Origin of the sequence: Comamonas sp. w2-DMI (genome assembly GCF_040187735.1) — a bacterium.
Classification (GTDB): domain Bacteria; phylum Pseudomonadota; class Gammaproteobacteria; order Burkholderiales; family Burkholderiaceae_C; genus Comamonas; species Comamonas terrae.
The window spans coordinates 13,724-39,460 of the sequence record NZ_JBANEL010000024.1 but is presented as its reverse complement, the minus strand read 5'-3'; the positions used below and the strand labels follow the sequence as shown (position 1 = coordinate 39,460).

Annotated in this window: 29 protein-coding genes and 1 pseudogene; 14 read left to right on the top strand and 16 right to left on the bottom strand. The window is 62.7% G+C overall.

Features of this window, described 5'->3' with window-relative positions; all coding sequences use genetic code 11:
* Positions 1–14 precede the first annotated feature (14 nt).
* A complete protein-coding gene (locus V8Z74_RS20925) occupies positions 15–965 on the bottom strand; it encodes an alpha/beta fold hydrolase (RefSeq protein WP_349711005.1) in 951 nt (316 codons plus the stop codon).
* A 164-nt stretch (positions 966–1,129) separates the two neighbouring features.
* On the opposite strand from V8Z74_RS20925, the gene V8Z74_RS20920 reads away from it, so the two are divergent.
* From V8Z74_RS20920 to V8Z74_RS20890, 7 genes and pseudogenes are all read left to right on the top strand, one after another.
* Positions 1,130–2,191 carry an aldo/keto reductase gene (locus V8Z74_RS20920; RefSeq protein WP_349711004.1) on the top strand — a complete coding sequence of 354 codons (1,062 nt, stop codon included), beginning with the start codon at positions 1,130–1,132 and terminating at the stop codon, positions 2,189–2,191.
* Positions 2,192–2,268: 77 nt separating this feature from the next.
* Positions 2,269–2,769, top strand: a complete 501-nt coding sequence (ybaK, locus tag V8Z74_RS20915) for a Cys-tRNA(Pro) deacylase (protein WP_066480465.1) — start codon at positions 2,269–2,271, stop codon at positions 2,767–2,769.
* A 63-nt stretch (positions 2,770–2,832) separates the two neighbouring features.
* Positions 2,833–3,504: a glycerol-3-phosphate 1-O-acyltransferase PlsY gene (gene plsY, locus V8Z74_RS20910; protein ID WP_066480467.1), complete on the top strand. Its 672-nt coding sequence runs from the start codon at positions 2,833–2,835 to the stop codon at positions 3,502–3,504.
* 127 nt (positions 3,505–3,631) lie between these two features.
* On the top strand, positions 3,632–5,173 hold the full coding sequence (locus V8Z74_RS20905) for a DUF4178 domain-containing protein (RefSeq protein WP_349711002.1): 1,542 nt from the start codon (positions 3,632–3,634) through the stop codon (positions 5,171–5,173).
* Between the two features lie 32 nt (positions 5,174–5,205).
* A complete protein-coding gene (locus V8Z74_RS20900) occupies positions 5,206–5,424 on the top strand; it encodes a DUF350 domain-containing protein (RefSeq protein ID WP_066480469.1) in 219 nt (72 codons plus the stop codon).
* Between the two features lie 133 nt (positions 5,425–5,557).
* The gene (locus V8Z74_RS20895) at positions 5,558–7,090 is read left to right on the top strand and encodes a polyamine aminopropyltransferase (protein WP_349711001.1); all 1,533 of its coding nucleotides are present in this window, start codon (positions 5,558–5,560) and stop codon (positions 7,088–7,090) included.
* Positions 7,069–8,836, top strand: a pseudogene (locus V8Z74_RS20890) (NAD(P)-binding protein). Before V8Z74_RS20895 ends, V8Z74_RS20890 begins: the two are co-directional and overlap by 22 nt.
* 163 nt (positions 8,837–8,999) lie before the next feature.
* Here the strand turns inward: V8Z74_RS20890 and V8Z74_RS20885 are convergent.
* The 3 genes from V8Z74_RS20885 to V8Z74_RS20875 are packed head-to-tail and all read right to left on the bottom strand — an operon-like array spanning position 9,000 to position 11,183.
* A complete protein-coding gene (locus V8Z74_RS20885; protein WP_349710999.1) occupies positions 9,000–10,007 on the bottom strand; it encodes an HD-GYP domain-containing protein in 1,008 nt (335 codons plus the stop codon).
* 14 nt (positions 10,008–10,021) lie between these two features.
* Positions 10,022–10,648, bottom strand: a complete 627-nt coding sequence (locus V8Z74_RS20880) for a retropepsin-like aspartic protease family protein (protein ID WP_349711033.1) — start codon at positions 10,646–10,648, stop codon at positions 10,022–10,024.
* A gap of 49 nt (positions 10,649–10,697) precedes the next feature.
* Entirely contained in the window at positions 10,698–11,183 is a 486-nt protein-coding gene (locus V8Z74_RS20875) for a YajQ family cyclic di-GMP-binding protein (RefSeq protein WP_066480481.1), read from the bottom strand.
* A 102-nt stretch (positions 11,184–11,285) separates the two neighbouring features.
* On the opposite strand from V8Z74_RS20875, the gene murB reads away from it, so the two are divergent.
* The gene (murB, locus tag V8Z74_RS20870; RefSeq protein WP_349710998.1) at positions 11,286–12,377 is read left to right on the top strand and encodes a UDP-N-acetylmuramate dehydrogenase; all 1,092 of its coding nucleotides are present in this window, start codon (positions 11,286–11,288) and stop codon (positions 12,375–12,377) included.
* A gap of 98 nt (positions 12,378–12,475) precedes the next feature.
* Here the strand turns inward: murB and V8Z74_RS20865 are convergent, their stop codons facing one another.
* A complete protein-coding gene (locus V8Z74_RS20865) occupies positions 12,476–12,841 on the bottom strand; it encodes an SPW repeat protein (protein WP_066480491.1) in 366 nt (121 codons plus the stop codon).
* A 97-nt stretch (positions 12,842–12,938) separates the two neighbouring features.
* Positions 12,939–13,805 carry an MBL fold metallo-hydrolase gene (locus tag V8Z74_RS20860; RefSeq protein WP_349710996.1) on the bottom strand — a complete coding sequence of 289 codons (867 nt, stop codon included), beginning with the start codon at positions 13,803–13,805 and terminating at the stop codon, positions 12,939–12,941.
* Between the two features lie 111 nt (positions 13,806–13,916).
* On the opposite strand from V8Z74_RS20860, the gene V8Z74_RS20855 reads away from it, so the two are divergent.
* Entirely contained in the window at positions 13,917–14,810 is an 894-nt protein-coding gene (locus tag V8Z74_RS20855; RefSeq protein ID WP_349710995.1) for a LysR family transcriptional regulator, read from the top strand.
* A gap of 113 nt (positions 14,811–14,923) precedes the next feature.
* Here V8Z74_RS20855 and V8Z74_RS20850 read toward each other — a convergent pair whose 3' ends face one another.
* The 9 genes from V8Z74_RS20850 to V8Z74_RS20810 all read right to left on the bottom strand — a co-directional run bounded on the left by V8Z74_RS20850 (position 14,924) and on the right by V8Z74_RS20810 (position 22,053).
* Positions 14,924–15,703, bottom strand: coding sequence for an ABC transporter ATP-binding protein (locus tag V8Z74_RS20850; RefSeq protein ID WP_066480495.1), 780 nt, complete (start codon positions 15,701–15,703; stop codon positions 14,924–14,926).
* Positions 15,704–15,719: 16 nt separating this feature from the next.
* Complete coding sequence (locus tag V8Z74_RS20845) at positions 15,720–16,433, bottom strand: ABC transporter permease (protein WP_066480500.1); 714 nt, start codon at positions 16,431–16,433, stop codon at positions 15,720–15,722.
* Positions 16,430–17,116 carry an ABC transporter permease gene (locus V8Z74_RS20840; RefSeq protein WP_066480571.1) on the bottom strand — a complete coding sequence of 229 codons (687 nt, stop codon included), beginning with the start codon at positions 17,114–17,116 and terminating at the stop codon, positions 16,430–16,432. Before V8Z74_RS20840 ends, V8Z74_RS20845 begins: the two co-directional genes overlap by 4 nt.
* A gap of 82 nt (positions 17,117–17,198) precedes the next feature.
* On the bottom strand, positions 17,199–17,960 hold the full coding sequence (locus V8Z74_RS20835; protein WP_349710994.1) for a lysine/arginine/ornithine ABC transporter substrate-binding protein: 762 nt from the start codon (positions 17,958–17,960) through the stop codon (positions 17,199–17,201).
* A gap of 247 nt (positions 17,961–18,207) precedes the next feature.
* The gene (locus tag V8Z74_RS20830; RefSeq protein WP_066480510.1) at positions 18,208–18,678 is read right to left on the bottom strand and encodes a hypothetical protein; all 471 of its coding nucleotides are present in this window, start codon (positions 18,676–18,678) and stop codon (positions 18,208–18,210) included.
* Positions 18,679–18,902: 224 nt separating this feature from the next.
* Complete coding sequence (gene argG / locus V8Z74_RS20825) at positions 18,903–20,243, bottom strand: argininosuccinate synthase (protein WP_349710993.1); 1,341 nt, start codon at positions 20,241–20,243, stop codon at positions 18,903–18,905.
* 113 nt (positions 20,244–20,356) lie between these two features.
* The gene (ppnP, locus tag V8Z74_RS20820; protein ID WP_066480519.1) at positions 20,357–20,674 is read right to left on the bottom strand and encodes a pyrimidine/purine nucleoside phosphorylase; all 318 of its coding nucleotides are present in this window, start codon (positions 20,672–20,674) and stop codon (positions 20,357–20,359) included.
* Between the two features lie 148 nt (positions 20,675–20,822).
* The gene (locus V8Z74_RS20815) at positions 20,823–21,545 is read right to left on the bottom strand and encodes a glycine zipper 2TM domain-containing protein (RefSeq protein ID WP_349711032.1); all 723 of its coding nucleotides are present in this window, start codon (positions 21,543–21,545) and stop codon (positions 20,823–20,825) included.
* A gap of 136 nt (positions 21,546–21,681) precedes the next feature.
* Complete coding sequence (locus tag V8Z74_RS20810) at positions 21,682–22,053, bottom strand: ArsC family reductase (protein ID WP_349710992.1); 372 nt, start codon at positions 22,051–22,053, stop codon at positions 21,682–21,684.
* Between the two features lie 265 nt (positions 22,054–22,318).
* Here V8Z74_RS20810 and V8Z74_RS20805 point away from each other — a divergent pair, with 265 nt between their 5' ends.
* The 4 genes from V8Z74_RS20805 (at position 22,319) to V8Z74_RS20790 (ending at position 24,871) form a co-directional block, all read left to right on the top strand.
* Entirely contained in the window at positions 22,319–22,756 is a 438-nt protein-coding gene (locus tag V8Z74_RS20805; protein WP_349710991.1) for an H-NS histone family protein, read from the top strand.
* A 93-nt stretch (positions 22,757–22,849) separates the two neighbouring features.
* Positions 22,850–23,620: a helix-turn-helix transcriptional regulator gene (locus V8Z74_RS20800; protein WP_349710990.1), complete on the top strand. Its 771-nt coding sequence runs from the start codon at positions 22,850–22,852 to the stop codon at positions 23,618–23,620.
* Positions 23,621–23,713: 93 nt separating this feature from the next.
* On the top strand, positions 23,714–24,634 hold the full coding sequence (locus V8Z74_RS20795) for a hypothetical protein (protein WP_349710988.1): 921 nt from the start codon (positions 23,714–23,716) through the stop codon (positions 24,632–24,634).
* 51 nt (positions 24,635–24,685) lie between these two features.
* Positions 24,686–24,871 (top strand): hypothetical protein, encoded by a 186-nt coding sequence (locus V8Z74_RS20790; RefSeq protein WP_349710987.1) that lies wholly within the window; start codon positions 24,686–24,688, stop codon positions 24,869–24,871.
* A 53-nt stretch (positions 24,872–24,924) separates the two neighbouring features.
* Here the strand turns inward: V8Z74_RS20790 and V8Z74_RS20785 are convergent, their stop codons facing one another.
* Positions 24,925–25,227, bottom strand: coding sequence for a hypothetical protein (locus V8Z74_RS20785; protein WP_349710986.1), 303 nt, complete (start codon positions 25,225–25,227; stop codon positions 24,925–24,927).
* A gap of 121 nt (positions 25,228–25,348) precedes the next feature.
* On the opposite strand from V8Z74_RS20785, the gene V8Z74_RS20780 reads away from it, so the two are divergent.
* A complete protein-coding gene (locus V8Z74_RS20780; RefSeq protein ID WP_349710985.1) occupies positions 25,349–25,723 on the top strand; it encodes a hypothetical protein in 375 nt (124 codons plus the stop codon).
* Positions 25,724–25,737 lie beyond the last annotated feature (14 nt).

Sequence of the window (25,737 nt, the reverse complement as noted above, 5' to 3'; positions counted from 1 at the left end):
GCCATGCGGGTGCCTCAAGGCGCGCCGAGAAATTCCTCGATCAGCTGCGCTACGGCCCGGGGCTGGTCGTGGTGCAGCATGTGGCCGGCGTCCTGCACCACGGCGATGCGGCATTGCGGTACCAGCTGCATGCGTTCGTGGTACTGCTCCAGCGTATAGCGGCCCTTGTACCACTGGCCCAGACTGTCGTCGCTGGCCTCCACGGCCAGCATGGGCGCGGTGATGGCGCGCAGGCAGGCCGTGGCCTCGTCCGCGCGGTAGATATAGGGGTTGACGATCTTGTGCGAGGCGTCGCCCAGGATGCGCCAGAGGCCGTCGGCCCGGTCTGGTGCTGCCCAGTGGTGGGCCAGCCACAGCGCCTTGTCGCGCGGCAGGCGGCGGTTGGTCTTTTGCAGGCGGTCGGCCACGGCCTCCACGCCGGCATAGGGCGCCAGGCCCATGCCGCCTTCGCGCTGGGTGCGCAGCTCGTCCATCCATTGCGCCAGCCGCCTGGGCGTGCGTTCGGCCGGCACGTCGGGCATGCCGAAGCCCTCGAGATTCACGAAGCGGCGGATGCGTCCGGGCCGGGCGCCTGCATACCAGCTCGAGACATTGCCGCCCATGCTGTGGCCCACCAGATCGACGGGGCGCCCGGGCGAGAGCTGCTCCAGCAGCATGTCCAGGTCGGCCAGGTAGTCGGTGAAGTAATAGCTGTCGCAGGGGGCGGCCGGGCGGCTGAGGCCGAAGCCCCGCCAGTCGTGGGCCACGATGGTGCGCCCCTGCGCAAAGGCCTGGCTGAAGGCGTCCACCACGAACTGCCAGGAGGCCGCCACGTCCATCCAGCCATGGGCCAGCACCAGCAGGGGCAGCTCGGGGTCGGGCTGCGCGGGCTGCCAGCGGCGCAGGTGGTATTGCATGCCGCGCACGGGCAGCATCTCGGAGCAGCAGGCGCGGCGGGGCTGGTAGGGCTGGGTGTCGGAGGTCATGGTCTGGCTGCAGGAAATTCCATCTGGCCCCGATTATTGCGGGGCCCTGCCGCGCGGCCGTCCTGCCGGAGACAGCGGCGGCCCGCATCCGCGATGCCGCTGCCCGGCACGCCGGCCAGCGCATAAACTCGCATCCCATGACTGCCAATACCTCCGCAATTCCCATGACCCCCGTTGCCCTGGGGCACAGCGACCTGCGCGTGAGCCCCATCTGCCTGGGCACCATGACCTTCGGCGAGCAGGTCGACGAGGCCGAGGCCTTCCGCATCATGGACCGCGCGCTCGAGCGCGGCGTGGACTTCTTCGACACGGCCGAGATGTATTCGGTGCCCGCGCGCGAAGCCACTTGCGGCGCGACGGAAACCATCATCGGCCGCTGGTTCGCCAGCCGCCCCGGCGCACGCCAGAAAGTGACGCTGGCCAGCAAGGTGGCCGGCCCTTCGCGCGGCATGCCCTGGGTGCGCGCCGGGCAGGGCATGACGGCGGCCGACATCGTCGCTTCCTGCGAGGGAAGCCTGAAGCGCCTGCAGACCGAGGTGATCGACCTCTACCAGATCCACTGGCCCGAGCGCCATGTGCCCGCCTTCGGGGCGCTGTACTACGACCCGCGGCAGGAGCGTAGCCAGACGTCCATCCACGAACAGCTGCAGGCGCTGGGCAGGCTGGTGGAGCAGGGCAAGGTGCGCCACATCGGCCTGTCCAATGAAACGCCTTACGGCGTGCATGAGTTCGTGCGCCTGGCCGAGCAGCACGGCCTGCCGCGCGTGGTAAGCACGCAGAACCCTTACTGCCTGGTCAACCGCAGCTATGAAAACGCGCTGGACGAGACCTGCCACCGCCTGGGCGTGTCGCTACTGGCCTATTCGCCGCTGGCCTTCGGCCTGCTGACCGGCAAGTTCGACCAGCATGCGCCCGCCGAGCCCGGTGCGCCGCAGCAGGCGCGCATCGCGCGCTACGAATCCGTGCGCCGCCAGCGCTGGGGCCGGCCCGAGGCGCTGGCCGCCGCGCGCCGCTACAACCGGCTGGCGCGCGAGCACGGCCTCACGCCCGTGCAGATGGCCCTGGCCTTTTGCTATACCCAGTGGCAGGTGGCCAGCACCATCATCGGCGTGACCTCGGTGGCGCAGCTGGACGAGGACCTCGACGCCTGGGGCACGCAGCTGGCGCCCGAGCTGCGGGCCGCGATCGATGCCATCCGCTGGGAAGTGCGCGACCCCGCGGTGTGAGGCGCGATGGGCCACCTGTGGTCAAATCGGCTGCCGCCGCCTGCCTGTCGGGCGGTGGCAGCTATCCATACTGAATCATGGCAAAAAAAGACAAGAACGCCCATGTGAGCGAGACACCGGCCACGCAGATGCTCAAGGCCCACAAGGTGGAGTTCACCGAGCATCCCTACGACTACGTGGAGCACGGCGGCACCGCGGAGTCTGCGCGCCAGCTGGGGCTGGCCGAGCACATGGTGGTCAAGACCCTGGTCATGCAGGACCAGGATGCCAGGCCGCTGATCGTGCTCATGCACGGCGACCGCAAGGTCTCGACCAAGAACCTGGCGCGCCAGATCGGCGCCAAGAGCGTCGAGCCCTGCAAGCCCGAGGTGGCCAACCGCCACAGCGGCTACCTGGTGGGCGGCACCTCGCCGTTCGGCACGCGGCGCGAGATGCCGGTCTATATCGAGGAAAGCATCCTGGCGCTGCCGCGCATCGCCATCAACGGCGGGCGGCGCGGCTTTCTGGTGCAGTTGGATCCCCAGGTTTGTACGCAGCTGCTGGGAGCCCGGCCGGTGCACTGCGCGCTGGCAGAATAGCTGGCCTGCAAGCCGAGCCATCCCTCGCTCCATCAACCGGCCCATTTTCCCCAAGGATTCCAATTGAACGCCCTGTATTCCCTGATCGCCGTGGCGGCGGCCTATCTGATCGGATCGCTGTCGTTTGCCGTCATCGTGAGCCGCGTCATGGGGTTGAACGACCCGCGCACCTACGGCAGCGGCAATCCCGGCGCCACCAATGTGCTGCGCTCGGGCAGCAAGGCGGCCGCAGCCGTGACGCTGCTGCTGGACGCCGCCAAGGGCTGGCTGCCCGTGGTGCTGGTCCAGTGGTTCGGCCCGGCCTTCGGCCTTGCCGAGGGCACGGTGGCCCTGGTGGCGCTGGCCGCATTCCTGGGCCACCTGTATCCGGTTTTCTTCAACTTCAAGGGCGGCAAGGGCGTGGCCACGGCGCTGGGCGTGCTGCTGGGCATCAGCGGCTGGCTGGGGCTGGCCACGGCGCTGACCTGGCTGATCATCGCCGTGTTCTTCCGCTACTCCTCGCTGGCCGCGCTGGTGGCCTCGGTGTTCGCGCCGCTGTACTACGTGCTGTGCAGCGGCATGGTCTGGGATGCCGAGACGCCGATCACCGCCGCCATCGTGATCATGGCCATGCTGCTGATCTGGCGCCACCGCGAGAACATCCAGCGCCTGATGGCCGGCAAGGAGTCCAAGCTCGGCCAGAAAAAGGCCGATGCCGCCAAGGCGGCCGAAAGCGGCGCAGGCAAGCGCCACTGATGCGGCTGCGGCAGGCGCTATCGGAATCGAAGCGCCAGCCGCGCACCTTGTCTCCATTTCAAGCGAAATACCCTCGGGGTTGATGAATAGCGGGCGCCAGGCGCTCATGATTGCATAGCACTTGCCCATGACTTCCAGCCCTTCGCAGCGCGAATACGTCGCTCCCTGTCCTGGCTGCGGCGCACCGGTGCGCTTTACCAGCGCGCAGGCCGGCTTTGCAGTCTGCGATTTCTGCCGCAGCACGGTGGCGCGCAGCGGCGATGTGCTGCAGCGCGTGGGCAGCATGGCCGAGGTGTTCGAGGACTACAGCCCGCTGGCGCTGGGCGCCTCGGGCATGGTGCAGCGCAATGGCAAGCCCGAGCCGTTCACGCTGGTGGGCCGCGCCCAGTACAGGAGCAAGGCAGGCTCCTGGTCCGAATGGACGGCCGAACTGGGCACGGGCGAGCTCGGCTATCTGAGCGAGGACAACGGCCGTTTCGTCTTCACCTTCGACTGGACGCCGCCGGGCTGGAACGTCACGGCCTTTGTTCCGCGCGAATGGCGCATGGGGCGCGAGCTGCGGGCCGGTCAGGCGGGCGAGCTGCGCTTTACCGTCACCAGCGTGCAGAACGTGCAGCTGGTGGCCGCGCAGGGTCAGCTGGCGCAGCTGCCGCAGCCGGGCCGGGACTTCTGGCTGGTGGAGCTGCGCAGCGACCAGGGCCAGGTGCTGTCGGCCGACTTCAGCGGCAAGGCACCGGCCTTCACGCTGGGCGCTGCGGTGCAGCTCGAGGCGCTGAAGATGCAGGGCCTGCGCGATACGGCAGCGCTCAAGAAGGAAGAGGGCCGGCATTTCAACTGTCCCCACTGCGCTGCCGTGGTGCCGGTGCGCTTCGACGGCACCAAGGCCATCAGCTGCCCGAGCTGCGGCAGCCTGATCGACATGTCGCGCGGCCTGGGCGGGGAGCTGGGCTTTTCCGAGCAGCGCAGAAGGATCAAGCCTGCCATCGCGCTGGGCAAGACCGGCAGGCTCGAGGGGCTGGAGTGGCAGGTGGTGGGCTTTCAGCGCCGCTCGGGCCGCGAACTCGGCGAAGAGGACGATGACGAAACCTTCGAGTGGGACGAATACCTGCTCTACAACCGCAAGGCGGGCTTTACCTTCATCGTCGATTCCGAGGACGGCTGGAGCACGGCGCGCGTGATCGGCGGCGTGCCCAAGGTGGCCAAGAGCGGCGCCACGGCGACCTACATGCAGCGCAAGTACCGCCGCGAGTCCGCCTACATGGCCGAGACCGTGTATGCCGAAGGCGAGTTCTACTGGCCGGTGTTCAAGGGCCAGAAAAGCAGCAATGTGGACTATGTGAACGAAGGCAAGCAGGCCACGCTGGCGCAGGAAACGGCGCAACGCGAGACCACCTGGACGCACGGCCAGCGTATCTCGGTGCAGACCCTGGCCGCGGCCTTCGGCGTGGACCGGCTCAGGGACCGCTCCGAGGCCGGCCTGCTGTCGGACAGCCGCTTCAGCATCGGCGGCATTGTGCTATGCCTGGTGATACTGCTGCTCGTGCTGTTCGCCATCCGCGGCTGCATCGCGCGCGCCAGCTGCGATCCGCGCATTGATCCCAACTGCAGCTACAGCCGCTCCAGCAGCGGCTCCTATGGTGGCTACACCTCGGGCGGCAGCCACAAGTAAAGCAAAGAACGTTTCCAACAAGGAGAAAGCACATGCGCTTCGACTGGTTCAACCCCCAGGCATTTTTCGGCTCCATCCTCTACGCGCTGGTCGGCGTCGCGGTGTTCTGGCTGTGCTTCATCATCATCGACAAGATCACGCCCGTGGACATGTGGGCCGAGATCGTCGAGAAGCACAACAAGGCGCTGGCCATGGTGGTGGCGGCCATGTGCCTGGGCATCAGCATCATTGTGGCGGCGGCAATACATTGATACCCCCTGAGCGGCTTTGCCGCTTCCCCCTGAAAGGGGGGCGACACCTTCGCTGCGAGGCGGCTCTTGCTCGGTGTCTCTGGCGTGTGCCCTGCCGCGTTTTTGCGGCAGTTATCTGAAAGTTGAGGGTGGTTTGACGAATGTGAAGGCGGCGGGGCCGCGGCCCATCGATGTGGCGCTGCTGGCCAGCGTGTTCGTGATCGCGGCCTGCGGCCTGCTCTACGAGCTGGCTGCGGGAGCGCTGGCGTCCTATCTGCTGGGCGACTCGGTGCTGCAGTTTTCCACCATCATCGGCACCTATCTGTTTGCCATGGGCATAGGCTCGTGGCTGTCGCGCTATTTCGAATACCAGCTGCCCGCGCACTTCCTGCGCGTGGAGCTGATGGTGGCGCTGATCGGCGGCGCGCTGCCGGCCGTGCTGTTCCTGGCCAATGCCTATGTGCCGGGGGCCTTTCGCCTGCTGCTGTACGGCATGGTGCTGCTGGTGGGCACGCTGGTGGGGCTGGAGATCCCGCTGGTCATGCGCATCCTGAAGCGCAACGCCTCGCTCAAGGACCTGGTCTCACAGGTGCTGACCTTCGACTATCTGGGCGCGCTGGCCGTGTCGCTGGCCTTTCCCATCGTGCTGGTGCCCAAGCTGGGGCTGGTGCGCACGGGCCTGCTTTTCGGCTTCATGAACGCTGCCGTGGCCGTGTGGGCGCTGGTGCTGTTCCGCCACGAGCTGCACCGCCTGCGCGCCCATGCGCTGGGCTGCGCCGCCGTGCTGGCTGTGCTGGGCGGCGGCATTGCAGGGGCCGACCACCTGACGCGGCTGGCCGACGACCATTTCTACCAGGACCGCATCGTGATGAGCAGTGTCACGCCGTACCAGCGCATCGTGGTCACGCAGGGGCGCCAGGGCGCGCGCCTGTACCTCAACGGCAATCTGCAATTCGCGCAAAGCGACGAGTACCGCTACCACGAGGCGCTGGTGCATCCGGTGATGGCCGCGCACGGCGCGCCCAGGAGGGTTGCCGTGCTGGGCGGCGGCGACGGCATGGCGGTGCGCGAGGTGCTCAAATACGCTACGGTGGAATCGGTCACGCTGGTGGAGCTGGACCCGGCCATGACGGGGCTGTTCAGGGACAACGCCATGATGCGCGCGCTCAACCAGGATGCGCTGCGCGATCCGCGCGTGCACATCGTCAACACCGATGCCTTCCAGTGGCTGCAGCAGGAGAGCGGTACGTTTGACGCCATCATCGTGGACTTTCCCGATCCGACGAACTTCGCCATCGGCAAGCTGTTCACCAACAGCTTCTATGCGCTGCTGGACAAGCGTCTGGCCGCCAGCGGCTATGCCGTGGTCCAGACCACGTCACCGCTGATCGCGCGCCAGAGCTTCTGGATCGTGGTGCAGACCATTGAATCGGCGGGGCTGCTGGCCACGCCCTACCACGTGCATGTGCCCAGCTTTGGCGAATGGGGCTTTGTGATCGCCAGCCACCGGCCTTGGCGCGAGCCCGCCACGCTGCCGTCGGGCCTGCGCTTTCTGAGCCTGCCCGGCATGCGGCTGATGTTCGATTTTCCGCTCGACATGGCGCGGCTGCCGGCCGAGGTCAACCGCCTGTCCAACCAGGTGCTGGTAACGACCTACGAGCGCGAATGGGGCAAGGTGGAGCATTGAGCGCGCCGAGCATCACCCGCCGCGGCTGGCTGCGGGCTGCGGCTTGCGGTGTTGCGGGCGCTGCAGGCGCGCTGGCGGGCTGCACCCCCGATGACGCCGCGCTGGCCGATGGGCATGATTTGCCCGGTGGCTTTACCGGCGTGGCGCTGGAGCGCGGCCACAGCCTGCGGCCGTTGTGGCAGCGGCTGGAGCAGGGCATTGCGCTGCCGCCGCCGGCCGCCGTGCACCGCGCGCCCGTGGTCATTGCCGGCGGCGGCATGGCGGGCCTGGCGGCGGCCCGCGCGCTGGAGCTGGCCGGCGTGCAGGGCGCGGCCCTGATCGACACGCAGAACGCCATGGGCGGCAACAGCCAGGGCGGCCGGGTGGGGGGGCGTGGATTGCCCGCTGGGCGCGCATTACCTGCCCGTGCCCGGCGACGATGCCGGCGAGGTGCAGGACTGGCTGGAGGAGCTGGGCCTGCGCCGGCGCGTGGCGGGCCGCTGGCAGTACGACGAACGCCACCTGTGCCACAGCCCGCAGGAGCGGCTGTACTGGCAGGGCGGCTGGCACGAGGGACTGCTGCCCGTGCAGGGCGTGGGCCCGCAGACGCTGGCGCAGTATGAACGCTTCGAGCGCCTGGTGGCCGATGCGGCGCGGCAGGCACGCTTTGCCATGCCGTCCATCCGTGTCTGGGCGCGCATGGGCCGCCTGCCACCATCCCATGCGCAGCTGGATGCGCAGCGCTTCGACCAATGGCTGGCGCGGCAGGGCCTGGATGACGAGCGCCTGCTCTGGTATCTCGATTACTGCTGCCGCGACGACTTCGGCGCCGGGCTGGCGCGCGTCTCGGCCTGGGCCGGCGTGCACTATTTCGCGAGCCGCCATGGCTTTGTGGCGCCGCGCCCCGCGGGCGAGCGCGATGCGCCGGCCGATGGCGGCGACCAGGTGCTGACCTGGCCCCAGGGCAATGGCTGGCTGTCGCAGCAACTGGCGGCGCGCCTGGCGAGCACGCAGCAGGTCGCCGATTGCAGCGTGCTGGCGATTGCCGAGGACCGCCACGGCGTGCAGATCGATACCTGGCACCACGGGCGCGGCCGGCACGAGCGCTGGCTGGCCGGCAAATGCGTGGTGGCCCTGCCGACCTTTGTCGCCGCGCGCGTGGTGCGCGATGCGCCGCAGTTCCTGCAGACCGTGGCGCGGCGCCTGGACTGGGCGCCCTGGCTGGTGGCCAACATCCATGTGCGCGGCCCGCTGGCCGACCGCCCCGGCGCCGAGCCCGCCTGGGACAATGTGATCTACCAGGACGGCAACGAGGGCGGACTGGGCTATGTGGATGCGGGCAACCAGCGCCTGGACCGCATCACCCGTGCGCCCACGGTGCTGAGCTACTACCAGGCGCTGGGCGACTGGGCCGACGGGCGCCGGCAGCTGCTGCAGCAGCCTTTCGGGTTCTGGCGCGAGCGCATCGTGCGCAGCCTGAGCCTGCCGCATCCCGATCTGCTGCTGCAGGCCACGCGCATGGAAATCACGCGCTATGGCCATGCGATGGCGATTCCGCGGCCTGGCGATCAACAGGTTCTGAGTCAAATTGCCCTGAGCGCCCATACCGGTGGGCGCAAGCAGCTATTGAATGGAGAGCGCATCAGCCCCCTGCCGCTGCCGGCCACGGCGCGCCTGGGTTTTGCGCATTCGGACTGGGCGGGCTACTCGGTGCTGGAGGAAGCTTTCACGCGCGGCCACCATGCCGGGCTGTGGGCGGCAGCTTGAGAGGGAGCGCACTGCGCTGAAAACCGGCGCAGCCCCAGCGAGGGACGGCGGCACGGGCCTGGGCGGCCCCGCTTCCCCGCAGCATGGACTGCCCCAGCAAGGGCTGCCCCGGCAAAGCCCGTGGTCCCGTTGCACGTCGCCCTGGGGGAAGCCGCGCAGCGGCTCAGGGGGAGCCTGGAACTTTCACCATGCGGTACAGCGACTGGCTGCTGCGGGCGCAATGCACGCCCAGCTGGGCCATGGCGCGCGGATCGAGTTCCAGCGTGATGGCCGAGCGTGCCAGCGCCGACTGCACCTTGGGACGGCGGCCATGGAGGTGCGTGTCCAGGTGCATGACGGGCGGATAGAGGCTGCGCCCGTCGCGGTCTATGACGCTGGCCATCTGCGGCTCGTCGGGCCGGGGGCCGCGGCGCAGCACCACGGCGATGTCGCCGCTGTCGAGCTGCACATAGGTGCCGGGCGGGTACAGGCCGGTCACCTCGGTCAGGGCCTGCTGCACCTCGTCCGGGGGCTGGCCGTGCTGGCGCAGGATCTGCAGCGATTCGGCGGCGCTGCGGCCGGCGCGGGTCTTGCGCGGGCTGATCAGCGCCGCGTAGCGGTCCACCGTGCCCAGGATGCGCACCAGCCGCTGCTGCGGCGCCAGCGATGCAAGGGGTGCTGAGGGCTGGGGCGCGTGGTGGTGCTCGACCACCGCCAGCCACAGTGCGTCGGTGACATGCAGCTGCTGCAGCAGCGCGCGGCTGTCCCGGGGATGCTGCTGCACGGCCTGTGCCTGCGTGCTGGACAGAGGCTCGCGCTGCTCGGCCAGCAGATCCTGCAGCGCATTCATGCCGATGTTCATGGTCAGCGCGGCCAGCACCAGGATCTGGCGCTCGCCGCGGTCCAGCCGCAGCGCCTGGGCCAGCACATGGCACAGGCTGGCGCACACCAGCGCGTGCGAGGCGCTGTAGCCCACGGTGGAGGACGCGGCCCGCTGGAACATCAGGTACAGGGCCGCATCGGTATCGTGCGCGATCAGGTCCTGCAGCCAGCGGTCCAGCTGCTGGAGCTTGCCTGCAAAGCCCGCGATGCGCTGCGGCTGCGACAGCAGCAGCGACAGCGCGGCCTCCAGGTCCGACCACAGGCCCAGCAGGTCCTCATAGGGCTCGTCCTCGTGCAGAAGAGGGCTCATGGCAGGGGCGCGGATCAGCGCTTTTCGAGCACCATCTCGGTGCCCTGGCGCGTCATGTGGAACTGCGTCAGCAGGCTGTTGCCCAGCAGCACATAGGGCATGGGCAGGGGGGCCACCACGGCGTCCACGCCGTAGACCTCCACGTCGCCTATGCGCACGCTGTCCAGGCGCAGCCGCCAGCCTTGGGCATCGCCGTTGGCGGTGCGCATCATCACGGGCGAGCCCTGCCGGTAGGGCAGCCCCATGCGCTCAGCATCCGCGCGTCCTATGGCGACCGCGCTGGCGCCCGTGTCCACCATGTACTGCATGGTCTTGCCGTTGATCAGCCCGCTCTCGATGAAGTGGCCGCGGCTGTCGGCCTTGAGCACCACGCGGCGGCCGCGCGCCTCGTTGCCCGAACTGGCGCCGCGGCTGCCGATGCTGACCGGCGCCTCGCCCAGGCGCAGCGTCTGGCGCTGGCCCCTGATGTCGACGACGGCCGAATCGCCGACCACCTGCAGCACGCGCACGCCCTGGGCGCTGTCGCCGGTGCCCAGGGCCCTGGGCGACTGGCCGTCGATGACCAGCAAGGCCTTGCTGCCCAGCACGCCGCTGAGCGCGACGGACTGGGCATGCGCCGCCAGGGGCTGGAGGCTTGCCATCGCCGTCGCCAGCAGCAGGCCGGCGCAGCTGCGCAGGGAGCGCTGCACGTCAATCGCGAAAGTTGTTGAAGGACAGGGGGTGGTCGGCCAGGTCCTTGCGGATCAGGGCCATGGCGGCCTGCAGATCGTCGCGCTTGGCGCCGGTCACGCGCACGCTTTCGCCCTGGATGGCGGCCTGCACCTTGAGCTTGCTGTCCTTGATGAGCTTCTGGATCTTCTTGGCCAGCTCGGACTCGATGCCGTTCCTGACCTTGACGGTCTGCTTGAGCTTGTCGCCGCCGATCTTCTGCGCCTTCTGGATGTCCAGGAAGCGCACGTCCACATTGCGCTTGGTCAGCTTGTTGCGCAGGATGTCCTCGACCTGCTGCAGCTGGAATTCGGCATCGCCGAACAGCGTGATTTCCTTGTCCTTGAGCTCGATGGCGGCCGAGGTGCCCTTGAAGTCGAAACGGGTACCGATTTCCTTGGCCGTGTTTTCCACGGCGTTCTTCACTTCGACGAAATCGGCTTCGCAAACGGTGTCAAAAGAAGGCATGTGTGTTTTTCCTGGCTATGGGTTCTGAAGGTATCGCAGTGCAGGCTGCGGAGATGCGCGCGCTGCCAGCGGTGCGGCAGGGGCAATGCGACAATCGGGTCGATGTTAGTCGAGAAAAATGTTCCCCTGCAGCATTGCAACACCTTTGGCATTGCCGCGCGCGCCGAAACCCTGGTGCGCGTGCGCAGTGAGGACGATATCCGCCATTTCCTGGCCGATCCGCTCTGGGGCCGCCAGCCGGTGTTCGTGCTGGGCGGCGGCAGCAATGTGGTGCTGACCGGGGACGTGGCGCCCGTGGTGCTCAAGATGGAAATCATGGGCATGCGCCTCGCGCAGGAGACCGACAGGCACTGGATCGTGGAGGCCGGCGCCGGCGAGCGCTGGCACGACATGGTGGCCTGGACCCTGTCCCGGGGCTATGCGGGCCTGGAGAACATGGCGCTGATCCCCGGCACCGTGGGCGCGGCGCCCGTGCAGAACATCGGCGCCTACGGGCTGGAGCTGCAGGACCGTTTCGAGTCGCTGGACGCCGTGGACCTTGCTACCGGCGAGCAGTTCACGCTGGACGCGGCGCAATGCGCTTTCGGCTACCGCGACTCGGTCTTCAAGCATGCGCCGGCCCAGCCCAAGTACTGGCCGGTGCAGGGCTCCGCGCCGCGCGGCCTGGGCCTCAAGGGACGCGCCGTCATCACGCGCGTGCGCCTGGCCCTGCCCAAGGCCTGGAAGCCCGACCTCGGCTATCTGGACCTGCAGCGCAAGCAGGCCGAAAAAGGCGTGGAGCACCCCACGGCCCGGCAGATCTTCGACTGGGTCTGCGAGATCCGCCGCGCCAAGCTGCCCGATCCCGAGGTGATCGGCAACGCGGGCAGCTTCTTCAAGAACCCGACGGTGACGCCCGAGCAGTGCGCGGACATCATCGCGCGCGATCCCAAGATCGTGCACTACCCGATGGACGACGGCTCCATCAAGCTGGCCGCGGGCTGGATGATCGATGCCTGCGGCTGGAAGGGCAAGAGCATGGGCCGTGCCGGCGTCTACGACCGCCAGGCCCTGGTGCTGGTCAACCGCGGCAACCGCCACAGCGTCGACGGCAGCGTGACGGGCGGAGAAGTAATGACGCTGGCCAAGGCCATACAGACCAGCGTCTACGAACGCTTCGGCATCCGGCTGGAGCCCGAGCCCGTGGTGGTCTGATCTCCGGCGCAGGCCCTGCGCGCGTCCCGAAGGGCGGCCATGGGCCCCCCAATGAAAAAACCGCCCGAAGGCGGTTTTTTCATGAGCGATGCGCTGCGTCAATGCGCCGTGCGGTCGTGCCGCATGAGGCTGTAGTCCTTGTCGGTGAACAGCACCCACAAGGCCAGCACCATGACCACGATGCCCGAAACTACGGCGTTGCGCATGGCATCCATGTGCATGCTAAAGCCCAGCACCCAGGGCGACACAACCATCCACAGCCCCAGCACGCCCTCGGTCCACTCCTCCCATGCCCGGGGCATGAAGATCGCACCAAGCGCTGCCGCAATCAGGGCCAGGCCCACGACCACACCGCTGACCGTGGGCGCCATCTGATCCTGAAAACCCAGGACCCAGGGTGACAGGGCCAACCAGGCGCCAAGCAAGGCATTGAGCGGATCCTGCCAATGTTTCATATGTTTCATGGCTGCTACCTCCTGCCGCCGCAAACCATCTCCAGCGGCATAAGGTTGGATCGCCGGCCGGCGCAAAGGTTCCGGCGCCCGGTGCGTGAAAACGCGCTTACCAGCGCATCTCGCCCTTGTTGACCTTGGCGCCCAGCTCCAGCGAAGCGCTCTCGCCGAGCTCGGGGTAGGCGGCGCGCATGGCCTGGATGACGCCTGCGCTGTCTTTGGACTGCTGCAGCGCGGATTCGAACTGGATCAGGTAGCTGCGCGTGAAGTCTATGGCCTGCGCATCCAGCGCCGTGCCGGGCTTCATGTGGCCGGGCACCACCACCTGCGGCTTGAGGGCCTTCATCTCGTCGAGCTGGGCAATCCAGGCCTGACGCTCGGCGGGCGTCTGCGTGTCGGCCGTCCACACATGCATGTTGCCGGCCACGGCCACATTGCCCACGATGGCATGCAGCGAAGGCACCCAGACATAGGGGCGGCGGGCCAGGGGGCCGGTGGTGCCGCGCACCTCGATGGCCTGGCCGTCCACGGTGAGGGTGTTGCCGGCCAGCGCTTCGGGCAGCACGGGCTTGGCGGGCGCATTCACGCCCATCTTGGGCCCCCAGAAGGCCAGCTTGCCGGCCATGGTGGACTGGATTTTCTCGCGCACGGCCGGCGTGGCCTGCACCTTGGCCTGCGGGAACAGGGCCTGGAGCGTCTCGGTGCCAAAGTAGTAGTCGGGGTCGGCGTTGCTCACGAGGATGGTCGTCAGCGTCTTGCCGCTGTCGAGCACATTGGCCGCGATGCGGTAGGCGTCGGCGCGCGTGAAGCCGGCATCGACGACCACGGCCTCCTTGTCGCCGCTGATGAGCACGGAGCTGACATTGAAGCTGTTGGCATCGGCGCTGTAGACCTTAAGCTGCAGCGGCTCGGCGGCGTGGGCAAAGCCGAAGGCCAGGGCCAGGGTGGCGGCAAGCAGGGCGGGGCGTAGCGTCATGAGAAGAATCCTGATGGGTTGGTGAATCGACAGGCAGGACTTTATTTCTTGAAACGGTCCAGATAAACCGGTAAAAATGCGCTTTATTGTTTCTTATATCGAGCAAATTGAATGGATCGACTCACCGCCATGCGTGTCTTTGCCGATGTGGCCCAGACCGGCAGCTTTACCGCGACCAGCGACAGGCTGGAGATGTCGCGCGCCATGGTCACGCGCTATGTGGCCGAGATGGAGCAGTGGCTGGGGGCGCGGTTGCTGCAGCGCACCACGCGCAGCGTGACGCTGACCGACGCGGGCGAGCAGTGCCTGCGCCGCTGCCTGCAGATGCTGGCGCTTGCGCAGGAGGTGGAGGAGGAAACGGCGCCGGCGGGCACCGCGCTGCGTGGCCAGCTGCGGCTGACTTGCAGCATGTCCTTCGGCTATGCGCAGCTGGCCGCGGCGCTGGGCGACTTCCTGGCGCTGCATCCGCAGCTCAAGGTGGACCTGCATGTGAGCGAGGGGGCGGTGAACCTGGTGGCCGAGCGCATCGACCTGGCCATACGCATCAGCGCAGACCCCGATCCGGCGCTGATAGCGCGGCCGCTGGCGGTCTGCGACTCGGTGCTGGTGGCGGCGCCGTCCTATCTGGACGCAGCGGGCCGGCCCGCGCAGCCTGCACAGTTGGCCGGTCACTGCTGCTTGGGGCACGCGAATTTCGGGCGCAGCGAATGGCGCTTCACTCACGCGCAGGCCGGAGAGCAGCGGGTGAGCGTGCCCACGCGCTTCACGGCCAACGATGCAGTGGTGCTCATGGCCGCGGCCCGGGCCGGCGCCGGCATTGCGCTGCAGCCCACCTATCTGGTGCGGCCGCTGGTGCAGGAGGGGGTGCTGGAGGTGCTGCTGCCCGACTGGGAGCCGCCCCGGCTCACCGTGTATGCGCTGTATCCCTCGCGCCGGCATCTGGCTCCAGCCGTGCGCGCTTTGCTGGACTTCCTGGTGCAGCGCTTCGATGGCGTGCGCTGGTAGCACTGCCCGAGGGCTTCAGAAAAAGTAGCGGGCTGCGCTTGCCAGGAAAGGATTTAAATCCTCAATTGATCTGAAAATATTGCCTGGCAGGCGCTGGATGCTATGTTTTTTTTTTATTTGAGATTGCCCGACAGAAAGCGTGCCAGCCGCTCGCTCCTGGGGTTGGACAGCACCTCGCGCGGATGGCCCTGCTCCTCGATCAGGCCCTGGTGCAGGAAGATCACGTGGTTGGACACCTCGCGGGCAAAGCCCATCTCGTGGGTCACCACCAGCATGGTGCGCCCCTGCTGCGCCAGCACCTGCATCACGCGCAGCACCTCGCCCACCAGCTCCGGGTCTAGCGCGCTGGTCGGCTCGTCGAACAGCATCACCTCGGGCTCCACCGCCAGCGCGCGGGCAATCGCCACACGCTGCTGCTGGCCGCCGCTCATGTGGCCGGGGTAGGTGTCCTCGCGGCCCTCCAGACCCACCAGCTGCAGGTACTTGCGGGCGCGCGCCACGGCCTCGTCGCGCGGCAGGCCCAGCACATGCACCGGCACCTCGATGATGTTCTGCAGCACCGTCATGTGGGCCCACAGGTTGAAGTGCTGGAACACCATGGCCAGGCGCGAGCGCAGGCGCTGCAGCTGGCGCTGGTCGGCTGCCTGCAGTGCGCCGTCGCGCCCGGGGCGCAGCTGCAGCTCCTCGCCGGCCACGATGACGCGGCCCTGCTGCGGCTGCTCCAGCAGGTTGATGCAGCGCAAAAAGGTGCTCTTGCCCGAGCCCGAGCTGCCGATGATGCTGATCACGTCGCCGGCGCAGGCATTCAGCGAAACGCCCTTGAGCACTTCGTTTTGCCCATAGCGCTTGTGGATGTCCAGCGCCTGGAGTTTGTAGGGGGTGTTGCTTGTCATGGTCGTTCTCGCCCGCTCAGGCTTTGCGCGGTGCCAGGTAGCCCAGGTAGCGGCGCTCCAGCAGGCGGCAGCCGCCGATCAGGCTGAAGGTGATGCACAGGTAGATGGCGGCCGCGAAGAGGTAGGCCTCGAACGGCAGGTAGAAATCGGAATACACGCGGCTGGCGGCGCCGGTCAGGTCCAGCAGCGCCGGCACGGTGCTGGCCAGGCTGGAGCTGTGCAGCATCATCACCACCTCGTTGCCGTAGGCCGGCAGCATGCGGCGGATGGCGCTGGGCAGCACGATGCGGCGCATCAGCTGCCAGCGGCCCATGCCCATGGCGCGCGCGGCCTCGACCTCGCCCTTGTGGGTCTCGCGGATCGCGCCGGCCAGCATCTCGGCGGTATAGGCGGCTGTGTTCAGGCTGAAGGACAGCAGCGCGCAGAAGAAGGGCTCCTTGAACTGCGTCCAGGGCCAGACCGTGTCCCAGCGCGCCTGCACCCACTCGAGCTGGGCGAAGCCGTAGTAGATCAGGTACACCTGGATCAGCAGCGGCGTGCCGCGCATGAAGTAGGTGAAGGCCGCCACCGGCAGGCGGATGGGCGCCGAGCGGCTGACCAGGGCCAGCGCCATCAGCAGCGCCAGCACGGCGCCGATGGCCAGGCTGATCAGCGTCAGCTGCAGCGTGACCGCCAGGCCCTGCATGTACAGGGCCAGCGTGTCGGGTTCGAAGATCACGCTCCAGTTCATAGCTGCACCTTGTCCGTTCCGAGGCTGTAGCGCGCCGACAGGCGCTTGAGCAGCTGCAGCGACACGGCGGTGAAGAGCAGGTACAGCGCCGCAGTGAACAGGAAAAAGGCAAATGGCTCGCGCACGGCCGCGCTGGCCTGCTTGGCCAGGTAGGTCATGTCGTGCAGGCCGATCAGGCTGACCAGGGCGGTGGCCTTGATGAGCACCAGCCAGTTGTTGGTGAAGCTGGGCAGCGCATAGCGCACCATCTGCGGCAGCGTGATGCGGATGAAAGTGCGCAGCGGGCTCATGCCGAAGGCCCAGGCGGCCTCCATCTGGCCCTTGGGGATGGCGAGGATGGCGCCGCGGAAGGTTTCGGTCATGTAGGCGCCGTAGATGAAACCGATGGTCATCACGCCGGCGGCAAAGGGGTTCAGGTCCACGCCCTGGTCGCTGCCCAGCAGCTCGAGCAGGCTGTTGAGGCCGATGGCGCCGCCGTAGAAGATCAGCAGCATCATCAAAAGCTCGGGAATGCCGCGCACCACCGTGGTGTAGGCCGTGGCCAGCCAGACCAGCGGGCGCCGGCCCGACAGCTTGGCTGCCGCGCCCAGCAGGCCGATCAGCGTGGCCACCAGCAGCGATGCCAGCGACACCGCGACCGTGAGCAGCGCCCCGTGCAGGATCGAGTAATAGTATCCACTCATGTCGTGCTGGTTGAGCGCCCCGCGCCCCACGTCAGGCGGACATCCGCCGCCAGACGCTCAACGCAAAACGCACAACATGGATTTATTGGCCGTAAGGATCGAAGTCGAAGTACTTCTTGGCGATCTTGGCGTAGGTGCCGTTCTTGCGGATGGTGTCGATCGCCTCGTCCAGCTGCTGCTTGAGCTCCTTCTGGCCCTTGCGCATGGCGATGCCGATGCCTTCGCCGTAGTACTTCACGTCGTACTGGTCAGGGCCCACGTAGCCGTAATCCTTGCCCTCGGGCTTGCGCAGGAAGCCGCCATTGACTTCCACCTTGTCGGCCACGGTGCCGTCCAGGCGGCCGGCCTGCAGGTCGAGGTAGACCTGGTCCTGCGACTGGTAGGCCACCACGTTCACGCCGGCGGGCTTGAGTTCGCCCAGGGCCCATTTCTCCTGCGTGCTGCCCTTGAGCACGCCGATCTTCATGCCCTTGAGCGAGGCCGGGCCGGTGTACTTGACGGTCTTCTTGACCACGATGGCGCTGGGCGTCTTGTAGTAGCGCTTGGTGAAGTCCACCACGCGCTGGCGCTCGGGGGTGATCGAGATCGAGCTGACGATGATGTCGAACTTCTTGGCCTGCAGGCCCGGGATCACGCTGTCGAATTCGGATTCGACGAACACGCACTTGCGCTTGATCTGCTCGCACAGCGCGTTGGCGATGTCGATGTCGAAGCCCACGATCTCGCCGGAAGGGGTCTTGTATTCGAAGGGCTCGTAGGCCGGATTGGTGCCCACCCGCAGGTCGGCGGCCAGGGCGGAGCCGGCCAGGGTGGCAAGGGCGACGGCCATCAATGGTGCGCGCATGGTGATACCTCGTATCGGAAAGTTGGTGATTTTTGCCCGCTTTCGCGCCGCAGCGCTCAGAAGATACCCGGGACAGAAAAAAACCTCTATTGTCCTTTGTTCTGGCCATGCCGTGGTGGATGGCGTGCAGAAATTGCGTTTTTGCCTTGCTGACGGGAATGCGCGAGGCGCGGAAATGGCCTGCCGCAGTCAAAAAAGCCGCCCGGCCGGTGGGCGGGGCGGCTTTGCCATGCGGGGCATGGAGGGATTATTTCCAGTAGGCGGGGCGCAGCAGCATGCCGGTGATGCGGTAGGGCGCCTGCGGCTCCACGGCCATTTCCAGCGGCACGAAGCCCTTCTGGCACGACAGAAGCACGCTGGCGGTGATGGGGTTGGAGACCTGCATGCGGCCGACGGGCTGGCAGCTGCCGGTACCCGAGCGCAGGGAGTCGAACGCCTTCTGGACGGCGTCCACGGGCGATTCCTTGATGAATGGCTCGCTGAAGTTGCTGGCGGCGATCTTGCTCTTGCCGTTGATGGCGGCCACCACGGCCTGCAGGCGCTGCTTGAGGGCCGCATCGACGGCCGCCGCATCGACCTTCGGCTGCGCCGCTGCCTGATCGGCAGGCGCCTCGGCGGGCTTGGCGGCTGCGTCCTGGGCCAGGGCATTGACGGAAAAACCTGCCGACAGAACCAGTCCCGCCAGAACAAGGCCGCTGCGTGCTTTTTGAAGTGTCATGTATTGAGCCTTTCGTCTAACAATGCCGCGACTCTACCCGTGTTGGCCGTTCCGTATTGAAAGACCGGGGCTTGTTTTGTGTCAGCGGGTGTATGTGGCGCGGCGTGGGCCTGGAGCCCGATCCCTGCAAGTGACCGGGCGCGGGCGCTGGCCCGCAGGCGCTGGCGCGGGTACGAAAAAGCCGCCCGCAGGCGGCTTGGATGAGGAAACGGCAGGCAGGCCGTTTACTTGCTGTTGCCGCCGCCGAGCTGGGGCAGCGCGCTGCTGGTGCCCAGCGACAGCAGGCCGGCCTTGGAGTAGATGGCCAGCTTGTCGCGGGTGTCCATCAGGTCCAGGTTGCGCATGGTCAGCTGGCCGATGCGGTCGGCGGGGCTGAACGGCGCGTCCTCGACCTTTTCCATCGACAGGCGCTCGGGCGCGTAGGTCAGGTTGGGCGACTCGGTGTTCAGGATAGAGTAGTCGTTGCCGCGGCGCAGCTCCAGCGTCACGGTGCCGGTCACGGCGCGGGCCACCCAGCGCTGGGCGGTCTCGCGCAGCATGATGGCCTGCGGGTCGAACCAGCGGCCCTGGTACAGCAGGCGGCCCAGGCGCAGGCCGTTGATGCGGTACTGCTCGATGGTGTCCTCGTTGTGGATGCCGGTCACCAGGCGCTCGTAGGCGATGTGCAGCAGCGCCATGCCCGGGGCCTCGTAGATGCCGCGGCTCTTGGCCTCGATGATGCGGTTCTCGATCTGGTCGCTCATGCCCAGGCCGTGGCGGCCGCCGATGCGGTTCAGTTCCAGGAACATCTCCACCGGGTCGGCGATTTCCTTGCCGTTGACGGCCACGGGGCGGCCTTCGTCGAAGGTGATCGACACTTCCTCGGCCTTGACCTCGACTTCCGGCTTCCAGAACGCCACGCCCATGATGGGGTTGACGATGCGGATGCCGCTGTTGAGCTGCTCCAGGTCCTTGGCCTCGTGGGTGGCGCCCAGCATGTTGGAGTCGGTGGAGTAGGCCTTCTCGGCACTCATCTTGTAGCCGAAGCCTTCCTTGGTCATGAAGGCCGACATCTCGGCGCGGCCGCCCAGCTCGTCGATGAAGGTCTGGTCCAGCCAGGGCTTGTAGATCTTCAGCGCGGGGTTGGTCAGCAGGCCGTAGCGGTAGAAGCGCTCGATGTCGTTGCCCTTGAAGGTCGAGCCGTCGCCCCAGATGTGGACGTCGTCTTCCTTCATCGCGGCCACCAGCATGGTGCCGGTCACGGCGCGGCCCAGCGGCGTGGTGTTGAAGTAGGTGATGCCGCCGGTGGAGATGTGGAAGGCGCCGGCCTGGATGGCGGCAATGCCTTCGTTGGCCAGCTGGGGGCGGCAGTCGATCAGGCGGGCCTTCTCTGCACCGTATTCCATGGCCTTGCGGGGGATGGCATCGTAATCCTCCTCGTCGGGCTGGCCGAGGTTGGCGGTGTAGGCATAGGGCAGGGCGCCCTTGTTCTTCATCCAGCGCAGGGCCGCGCTGGTGTCCAGGCCGCCGGAGAAGGCAATGCCGACCTTCTGGCCGACGGGAACGTGTTGCAGGATGGTTTCCATGGGATTTCTCTTCAAAGTGATAGCTGCTGGCGCTTGCCTGGTCTGCGCCAGAGGCTAAAAAGGCCTTGAATGGCTGGGCTGCAGCCGTCCGGGCCCGGGCGCAATCGGGTGCCTCAGGCGTAGTGGCAGATGTAGTGGTAGGCCTCGCTCACGCGGATGTCGAACTTGGAGTTCGCGGGAATCTGGAAGCTCTCGCCAGCCGAGGACTTCTTCCACTCGTCGCTGCCGTCCAGCCTGTACTCGCAGGAGCCGCCCACGCATTCCATGATCTCGGCGGCGGCCGTGCCGAAGGTCAGCGTGGCCGGCAGCACCACGCCCACGGACTTCCTGGTGCCGTCGGGCAGGGTGAAGCTGTGGCTGACGCACTTGCCGTCAAAGTACACATTGGCCTTGGTGGTGAGGGCCACGCCCTCAATGGTTTCGGTGGTCATGGAAAGGAACGCAAAAGGCGTGGTCTAGGGACAAACCAGCCATTTTAGGCTACGTATCCGCTGCATGCGCGGCCTGCCCCAAAGAACAAGAGCCCCGTGGCTGGGGCTCTTGTTCCTTTAGGTGCGGCGCGCGTGCAGCTTGCCTGCATCAACGGCGCCAGCCGCCGTGCCAGCCCGGGCGGTAATAGCCATGGTGGTGGGGGCGCGTGGCATAGTAGGCGCCCGCACCGATGGCGGCGCCGATCAGCAGCGGCGCGACATAGTCGCCAGCCGTATAGGCAGGCTGGGGCGCATAGTAGCCGCTCTGGTAGCTCGCCGCAGGCGCCACGGGTACGGTGCCGTAGACCTGGGCGGGTGCGGGGTTGTCGTAGTAGCCGTTGCTGTTGTAGAGGTTGCCGTTGTCCGCGGGCGTCACGTTCAGCGCAATCCAGTCGCCGGGGGGCGTGGAGGTCTGCGTGGTGTAGTTGCGCCCCCGGTATTCGTAGACCACGTTGTAGCCCACGGTCTGGTTCTGGTAGTAGTTCTGCGTGCTGCACTGGCGCACGGTCTGGTACTGGGGCGGGCCGTAGGCTTCGGCCTGGTTGCCCAGCATGGCGCCACCCACGGCGCCTGCGGCCGTTGCGGCTGCCCGGCCGGCGCCGCCGCCGATGGCATTGCCCAGCACGCCGCCGGCAATCGCGCCGATCACGGCCCCGGCACCGGTACTGCGCGGAGCCACGGCCACGGTCTGGTCATTGCAGACCTGCTGCGGCACGACCACTTGCTGCGTGATGGGGGTGGTGGACAGCACGCGGCCCCGTTCCTGGGCAAAGGCCACGGTGCTCATGGAGGCGGTTGCTGCAACCAGCGTCATTACTGCCAGGGGTTTCATCATTTTTCTCCTGTCATGGCGCTTTGTGCGCCAGACTGAAGAAAAGTTTAGTCCTCCCAGGTGAAAACCATGATGGCGCTGCGTAAATCTACGTAAATCAATGTGGCAATGTGAGTGTTTGCCTCTCTCCGTCGCTTCAGGCCTGCACCAGTGCCTGCCAGTCCTCGGCCTTGAATCCCACGGTGATCCGGCCGCCGGGCCATTGCACCACGGGGCGCTTGACGACGCTGGGGTGTTCCACCATGACGGCGGCTGCGCTGGCGGCATCCCGGGCCTGCGCCTTGACGGCATCGTCCAGCTTGCGCCAGGTCGTGCCCTGGCGGTTGAGCAGCTTTTCCCAGCCCACGGCCTCCATCCAGGCCGGCAGGCGCTCGGCCGGCACGCCCTGTTTCTTGAAGTCGTGGAAATCGTAAGCGAGCCCTTGCTCGGTCAGCCAGCTGCGCGCTTTCTTGACGGTGTCGCAATTGGATATTCCATAAACAACAGGTAAGTTGTTGATTTTGTTCATTTTGTGAAATTTCTAAAGTCTGAAAATTTGTGAAATTGTTGTTTTTTCACAAAAAAGCGAAGTTTTTCAATACTACAAAAAAAGTTGATCTGTCAAGAGGGTTTCTATCGTCAAGGTCGTTTGTTCGGACCTGTCCGAATGAATGACCTCCCGCCCTGGGGGCCCCTGGTCTAAGCAGTGTTAAAAAAGCGTTTAAAGGATAGCTATGCATTAAAAAAGTGCGGCACAATGTACCTGTAAAAGCTTTTTTTAAGGGGTTTAAGAGATGGCTAAAGAACTGACACTTGCAGAACTTCAAAAGCAGATTGCAGAACTGCAAGCTAAAGAACAAGAGATTATTCAAGCTGAAAAAGCTACTGTTGTTGAAGAAATCAAGGCAAAAATTGCACAGTACAAACTGACCTTTGAAGAACTTGGTTTTAAAGCTCCTTTTCCTACAACTATTGAGCTTGTTGCTCCTCAAAAGAATAGCAATAAAGGCAAGAGCCAAGCCCCGAAAGTTCCTGTTTACAGGAATAAAGACAACCATGAGGAGACATGGCATGCTGGCAAGGGTGCAAATCCCAAATGGATTGAAAACCTCATCAATGCCAATTTGGCAGATAAAAAACAAAAGAATGAAAAAGGGAACGATGTTGTTCCTAGGAAAATTTTGATTGAATGGCTTGATAGCAATGGCTACAAAATTGAAGCAAATCAGTAAGTCGGAAATATTTTAATAAAGCTCCTTTTGGGGCTTTATTTTTATATTTTATGTAAATTCAGCTTAATCAATGGTTGAAAATAGCTCTCACAAATGTTCCATCAGTTGCATTTCTTTGAAGAATTACTAAAGCAAGACACTTATGAAGAGCTGTCTTGTGTCTTTAACTCTCAAGTTGAAAAACTTGGATTTAGTAATTTTTTCTATTCAGATTTGACACCGCCAACAAATGAGAATGTTTTTTATGTTGATGAGAGACCAATAGTTCCAATTGAAGATTTGGCAGATAAAGGAATTATTACTACTTATCCTGCTGATTGGATGTTGCACTATCAAAAAGTTAACCATATGCCTCGTGACCCTGTAATTGCTCGTGCAGTTAGTAGTCCGTTGCCTGTGATGTGGAATAAACTTTCTACATCAATAGACCCTGTGATGGATGAGGCTCGCCAGCATGGTCTAGCAAGTGGAGTAACCGTAACTGTTGGGGGTAAACGAGGGTTTGGTGGTGCTCTTTTAAGTCTTACATCAGATAGGCCACCTGAAACATCTATTGAGATGACAGAACGGCATGAGGTTTATATGGCGGGTCAAGCATTGATATTAGCTTTGCATTTGCATGAAGCCTTGGATAATTTACCATCGTCAAAAAATAAGAAGCCAATTGTTGTACTAACAATCCGTGAAAAAGACTGTTTGCAATGGTCTGCGATGGGAAAAACTTCTTGGGAGATGGCAAAAATTCTCAATATCTCTGAAAGAACAGCCAATTTCCATATCGGCAATGCAATGCATAAACTTGGTGTATCAAGCCGTCATCAAGCTGTGGCTAGAGCTATCACTCAAGGTCTGATTTGTCCCTGACCTGTCAGTTCTGACAGTAGCACAGTACCTCTATCCGTTTAAAAATTCCTTTACCTCTGTGGCATGGTGCTACGGTAAATTGACGGAAAAATTATGAGGCAAATTGGAATTTTGCTGGCATTGAACTTGGCTCTGCCCCTTCCTTTGATGGCCTGCGACATTGGAAATCAAAAAGTTATTTCTATGCAGAATCCCAATGACCAAAAACAAAAGGTGTTTGGGTTGGCTCGTCGTAGTTCAGAAAAGCTGACCTATCCTACTTCATTGGATTACAGCGAGCAATTTCAAATTGGCGATTCAAATTACATGAAATACCTTGATATGTATTGGTGTCAAGGCTACAAAGGCACTGACAGTGCTCTTGCACACACACTGTCAGAAAGTTACCGTAACGAAAATGATGGTTTTAAGAAGCAGGATATTCTTAAATCTCTTAAGCCAGAATTGGAATCATATCGAGCCAAAGCAAAAAAACTTGGAAATATTAAGATTATTACTCGTGAGAAAGTCATTGTAAATGAGTACAGCCACGAGACAAATACATTTAAATTCATTTCTCCAAATGGTGGTGGAGCTGAATTTAAGTTGAAAGACAAATCATTTCCTCCTCAAACATATTACAGTTATATTTTGATGGGAGATCTTCCATATCACATGGAATACAAGCCAAAATCAGAAGCAGAAGCTAGGCAAATTGAGGGGGAAATTTCCAAACTGAAATCAAAGGGCAGTCGTTCAACAGAACTCCTTGTATCAGTGTATGGGTATGTTCTGCAAACCTATGCCATGGATGAGGGAAGGCAATTGCATTCAGTGATTGCAGTAGATTCGTTCTCTTTGGATAACCCGAATACCAAGCAGCCAATAATTCATATTCAATCTTCACTTTTGCCACCTGTTCTCAATTTGGAAGATTTGAATGTTGGCGGAGATATCAAAAACACCATCATCAATCGGTTCAAAATTCCAAAATCAGTAAAAGAAACACCAAAGGGAGTTCCTCACTTCTGGTAATTGAGTAGCCCCTTTTGGGGCTTTAATTTCTCTTAATGAAGTATATTCAAGATGAAATCTTTTATCTTTGTTGTTATTGTTCTTTTCTGTATGCTATTTTTTTGGAGGGTAACACTGCTGGCTATTGCTTCTCTCTTGCTTGGAGGTCTTGATAAAAGTCTCGGGGGAGTGGTTTTTGTCGTCGGAGTAATTCTTTTGATTGTCCGTCATGTTGGAAAAAGAGAGGGGCATATTTAATGTCCTTGGTTGATAAATAAGAAAGCCCCAGCGATGGGGCTTTTTTTATTGGTTTAACAATCTCTAAGTTTTTGCCAGTATTCGTAATCATCTTCAAAATTGAAAATTTTTTCGTATGCTAATTCTCTATCTAGCTCCGTTTTATACTCTTCGTAGTAATCTTCTTTAGTCATAAAAACAGAGTCAAGAATAGACCTAGCTTTTTCGTGTGAAACTTTACCTCTTATATCACACCAGCGAGAAACTAAATTTTTACCATCTTCAATAATATTGAAATGTACTCTCGTTTGATATTTGTATAAATTAGTTCCTTTGAATGTGTCAATTTCATTTATTAAAGTTCTTTTGTTAGTCATATTTTCTCCTTCTTGGCTATATGATAATTTCAATATAGCAAAATAAAAGACAAATTCAAATATTGATTTATAAAAAATATTTGCTATATTGAATAAATCATATAGCAAAGGATAAATAAAAATGAATAGATATATTGAGGTTTTAAGAGAAAACGGAAGAGCTGGGGGCTTAGCAAAAGGTCAAAGCTATAAAGATAGAAGAAGAAAAGCGATTGAGCTTTTTATCACTGAACCAAAAATGACACTTGATGAGATAGCTAAAAAAGTTGGTGGTGTTAGTTATGGTTTTGTTAGTGAACACACTAAAAGCCCATTCATTAAGAAATTGAGATATTCTCAAGTCTTTACTATTCAACAATTGTTAGCTTTAGATGATGAACAATTTAAAGCATTGACTTTGCAAGATGATATAAATCAAGACCTTGAAAAAATGGAAAGAATAAAAAACAGTGATGACTACAAGCAATTGAAAAAAGATAAATTACTAAAATTCTAAACAATAAAAGCCCC

What these genes read in the sequence shown, in the direction of transcription:
- V8Z74_RS20925 (WP_349711005.1), bottom strand. Translation starts at nt 965, where the DNA reads ATGACCTCCGACACCCAGCCCTACCAGCCCCGCCGCGCCTGCTGCTCC.
- V8Z74_RS20920 (WP_349711004.1), top strand. Translation starts at nt 1,130, where the DNA reads ATGACCCCCGTTGCCCTGGGGCACAGCGACCTGCGCGTGAGCCCCATC.
- ybaK (WP_066480465.1), top strand. Translation starts at nt 2,269, where the DNA reads ATGGCAAAAAAAGACAAGAACGCCCATGTGAGCGAGACACCGGCCACG.
- V8Z74_RS20905 (WP_349711002.1), top strand. Translation starts at nt 3,632, where the DNA reads ATGACTTCCAGCCCTTCGCAGCGCGAATACGTCGCTCCCTGTCCTGGC.
- V8Z74_RS20900 (WP_066480469.1), top strand. Translation starts at nt 5,206, where the DNA reads ATGCGCTTCGACTGGTTCAACCCCCAGGCATTTTTCGGCTCCATCCTC.
- V8Z74_RS20885 (WP_349710999.1), bottom strand. Translation starts at nt 10,007, where the DNA reads ATGAGCCCTCTTCTGCACGAGGACGAGCCCTATGAGGACCTGCTGGGC.
- V8Z74_RS20880 (WP_349711033.1), bottom strand. Translation starts at nt 10,648, where the DNA reads ATGGCAAGCCTCCAGCCCCTGGCGGCGCATGCCCAGTCCGTCGCGCTC.
- V8Z74_RS20875 (WP_066480481.1), bottom strand. Translation starts at nt 11,183, where the DNA reads ATGCCTTCTTTTGACACCGTTTGCGAAGCCGATTTCGTCGAAGTGAAG.
- murB (WP_349710998.1), top strand. Translation starts at nt 11,286, where the DNA reads ATGTTAGTCGAGAAAAATGTTCCCCTGCAGCATTGCAACACCTTTGGC.
- V8Z74_RS20865 (WP_066480491.1), bottom strand. Translation starts at nt 12,841, where the DNA reads ATGAAACATATGAAACATTGGCAGGATCCGCTCAATGCCTTGCTTGGC.
- V8Z74_RS20860 (WP_349710996.1), bottom strand. Translation starts at nt 13,805, where the DNA reads ATGACGCTACGCCCCGCCCTGCTTGCCGCCACCCTGGCCCTGGCCTTC.
- V8Z74_RS20855 (WP_349710995.1), top strand. Translation starts at nt 13,917, where the DNA reads ATGGATCGACTCACCGCCATGCGTGTCTTTGCCGATGTGGCCCAGACC.
- V8Z74_RS20850 (WP_066480495.1), bottom strand. Translation starts at nt 15,703, where the DNA reads ATGACAAGCAACACCCCCTACAAACTCCAGGCGCTGGACATCCACAAG.
- V8Z74_RS20845 (WP_066480500.1), bottom strand. Translation starts at nt 16,433, where the DNA reads ATGAACTGGAGCGTGATCTTCGAACCCGACACGCTGGCCCTGTACATG.
- V8Z74_RS20840 (WP_066480571.1), bottom strand. Translation starts at nt 17,116, where the DNA reads ATGAGTGGATACTATTACTCGATCCTGCACGGGGCGCTGCTCACGGTC.
- V8Z74_RS20835 (WP_349710994.1), bottom strand. Translation starts at nt 17,960, where the DNA reads ATGCGCGCACCATTGATGGCCGTCGCCCTTGCCACCCTGGCCGGCTCC.
- V8Z74_RS20830 (WP_066480510.1), bottom strand. Translation starts at nt 18,678, where the DNA reads ATGACACTTCAAAAAGCACGCAGCGGCCTTGTTCTGGCGGGACTGGTT.
- argG (WP_349710993.1), bottom strand. Translation starts at nt 20,243, where the DNA reads ATGGAAACCATCCTGCAACACGTTCCCGTCGGCCAGAAGGTCGGCATT.
- ppnP (WP_066480519.1), bottom strand. Translation starts at nt 20,674, where the DNA reads ATGACCACCGAAACCATTGAGGGCGTGGCCCTCACCACCAAGGCCAAT.
- V8Z74_RS20815 (WP_349711032.1), bottom strand. Translation starts at nt 21,545, where the DNA reads ATGAAACCCCTGGCAGTAATGACGCTGGTTGCAGCAACCGCCTCCATG.
- V8Z74_RS20810 (WP_349710992.1), bottom strand. Translation starts at nt 22,053, where the DNA reads ATGAACAAAATCAACAACTTACCTGTTGTTTATGGAATATCCAATTGC.
- V8Z74_RS20805 (WP_349710991.1), top strand. Translation starts at nt 22,319, where the DNA reads ATGGCTAAAGAACTGACACTTGCAGAACTTCAAAAGCAGATTGCAGAA.
- V8Z74_RS20800 (WP_349710990.1), top strand. Translation starts at nt 22,850, where the DNA reads ATGTTCCATCAGTTGCATTTCTTTGAAGAATTACTAAAGCAAGACACT.
- V8Z74_RS20795 (WP_349710988.1), top strand. Translation starts at nt 23,714, where the DNA reads ATGAGGCAAATTGGAATTTTGCTGGCATTGAACTTGGCTCTGCCCCTT.
- V8Z74_RS20790 (WP_349710987.1), top strand. Translation starts at nt 24,686, where the DNA reads ATGAAATCTTTTATCTTTGTTGTTATTGTTCTTTTCTGTATGCTATTT.
- V8Z74_RS20785 (WP_349710986.1), bottom strand. Translation starts at nt 25,227, where the DNA reads ATGACTAACAAAAGAACTTTAATAAATGAAATTGACACATTCAAAGGA.
- V8Z74_RS20780 (WP_349710985.1), top strand. Translation starts at nt 25,349, where the DNA reads ATGAATAGATATATTGAGGTTTTAAGAGAAAACGGAAGAGCTGGGGGC.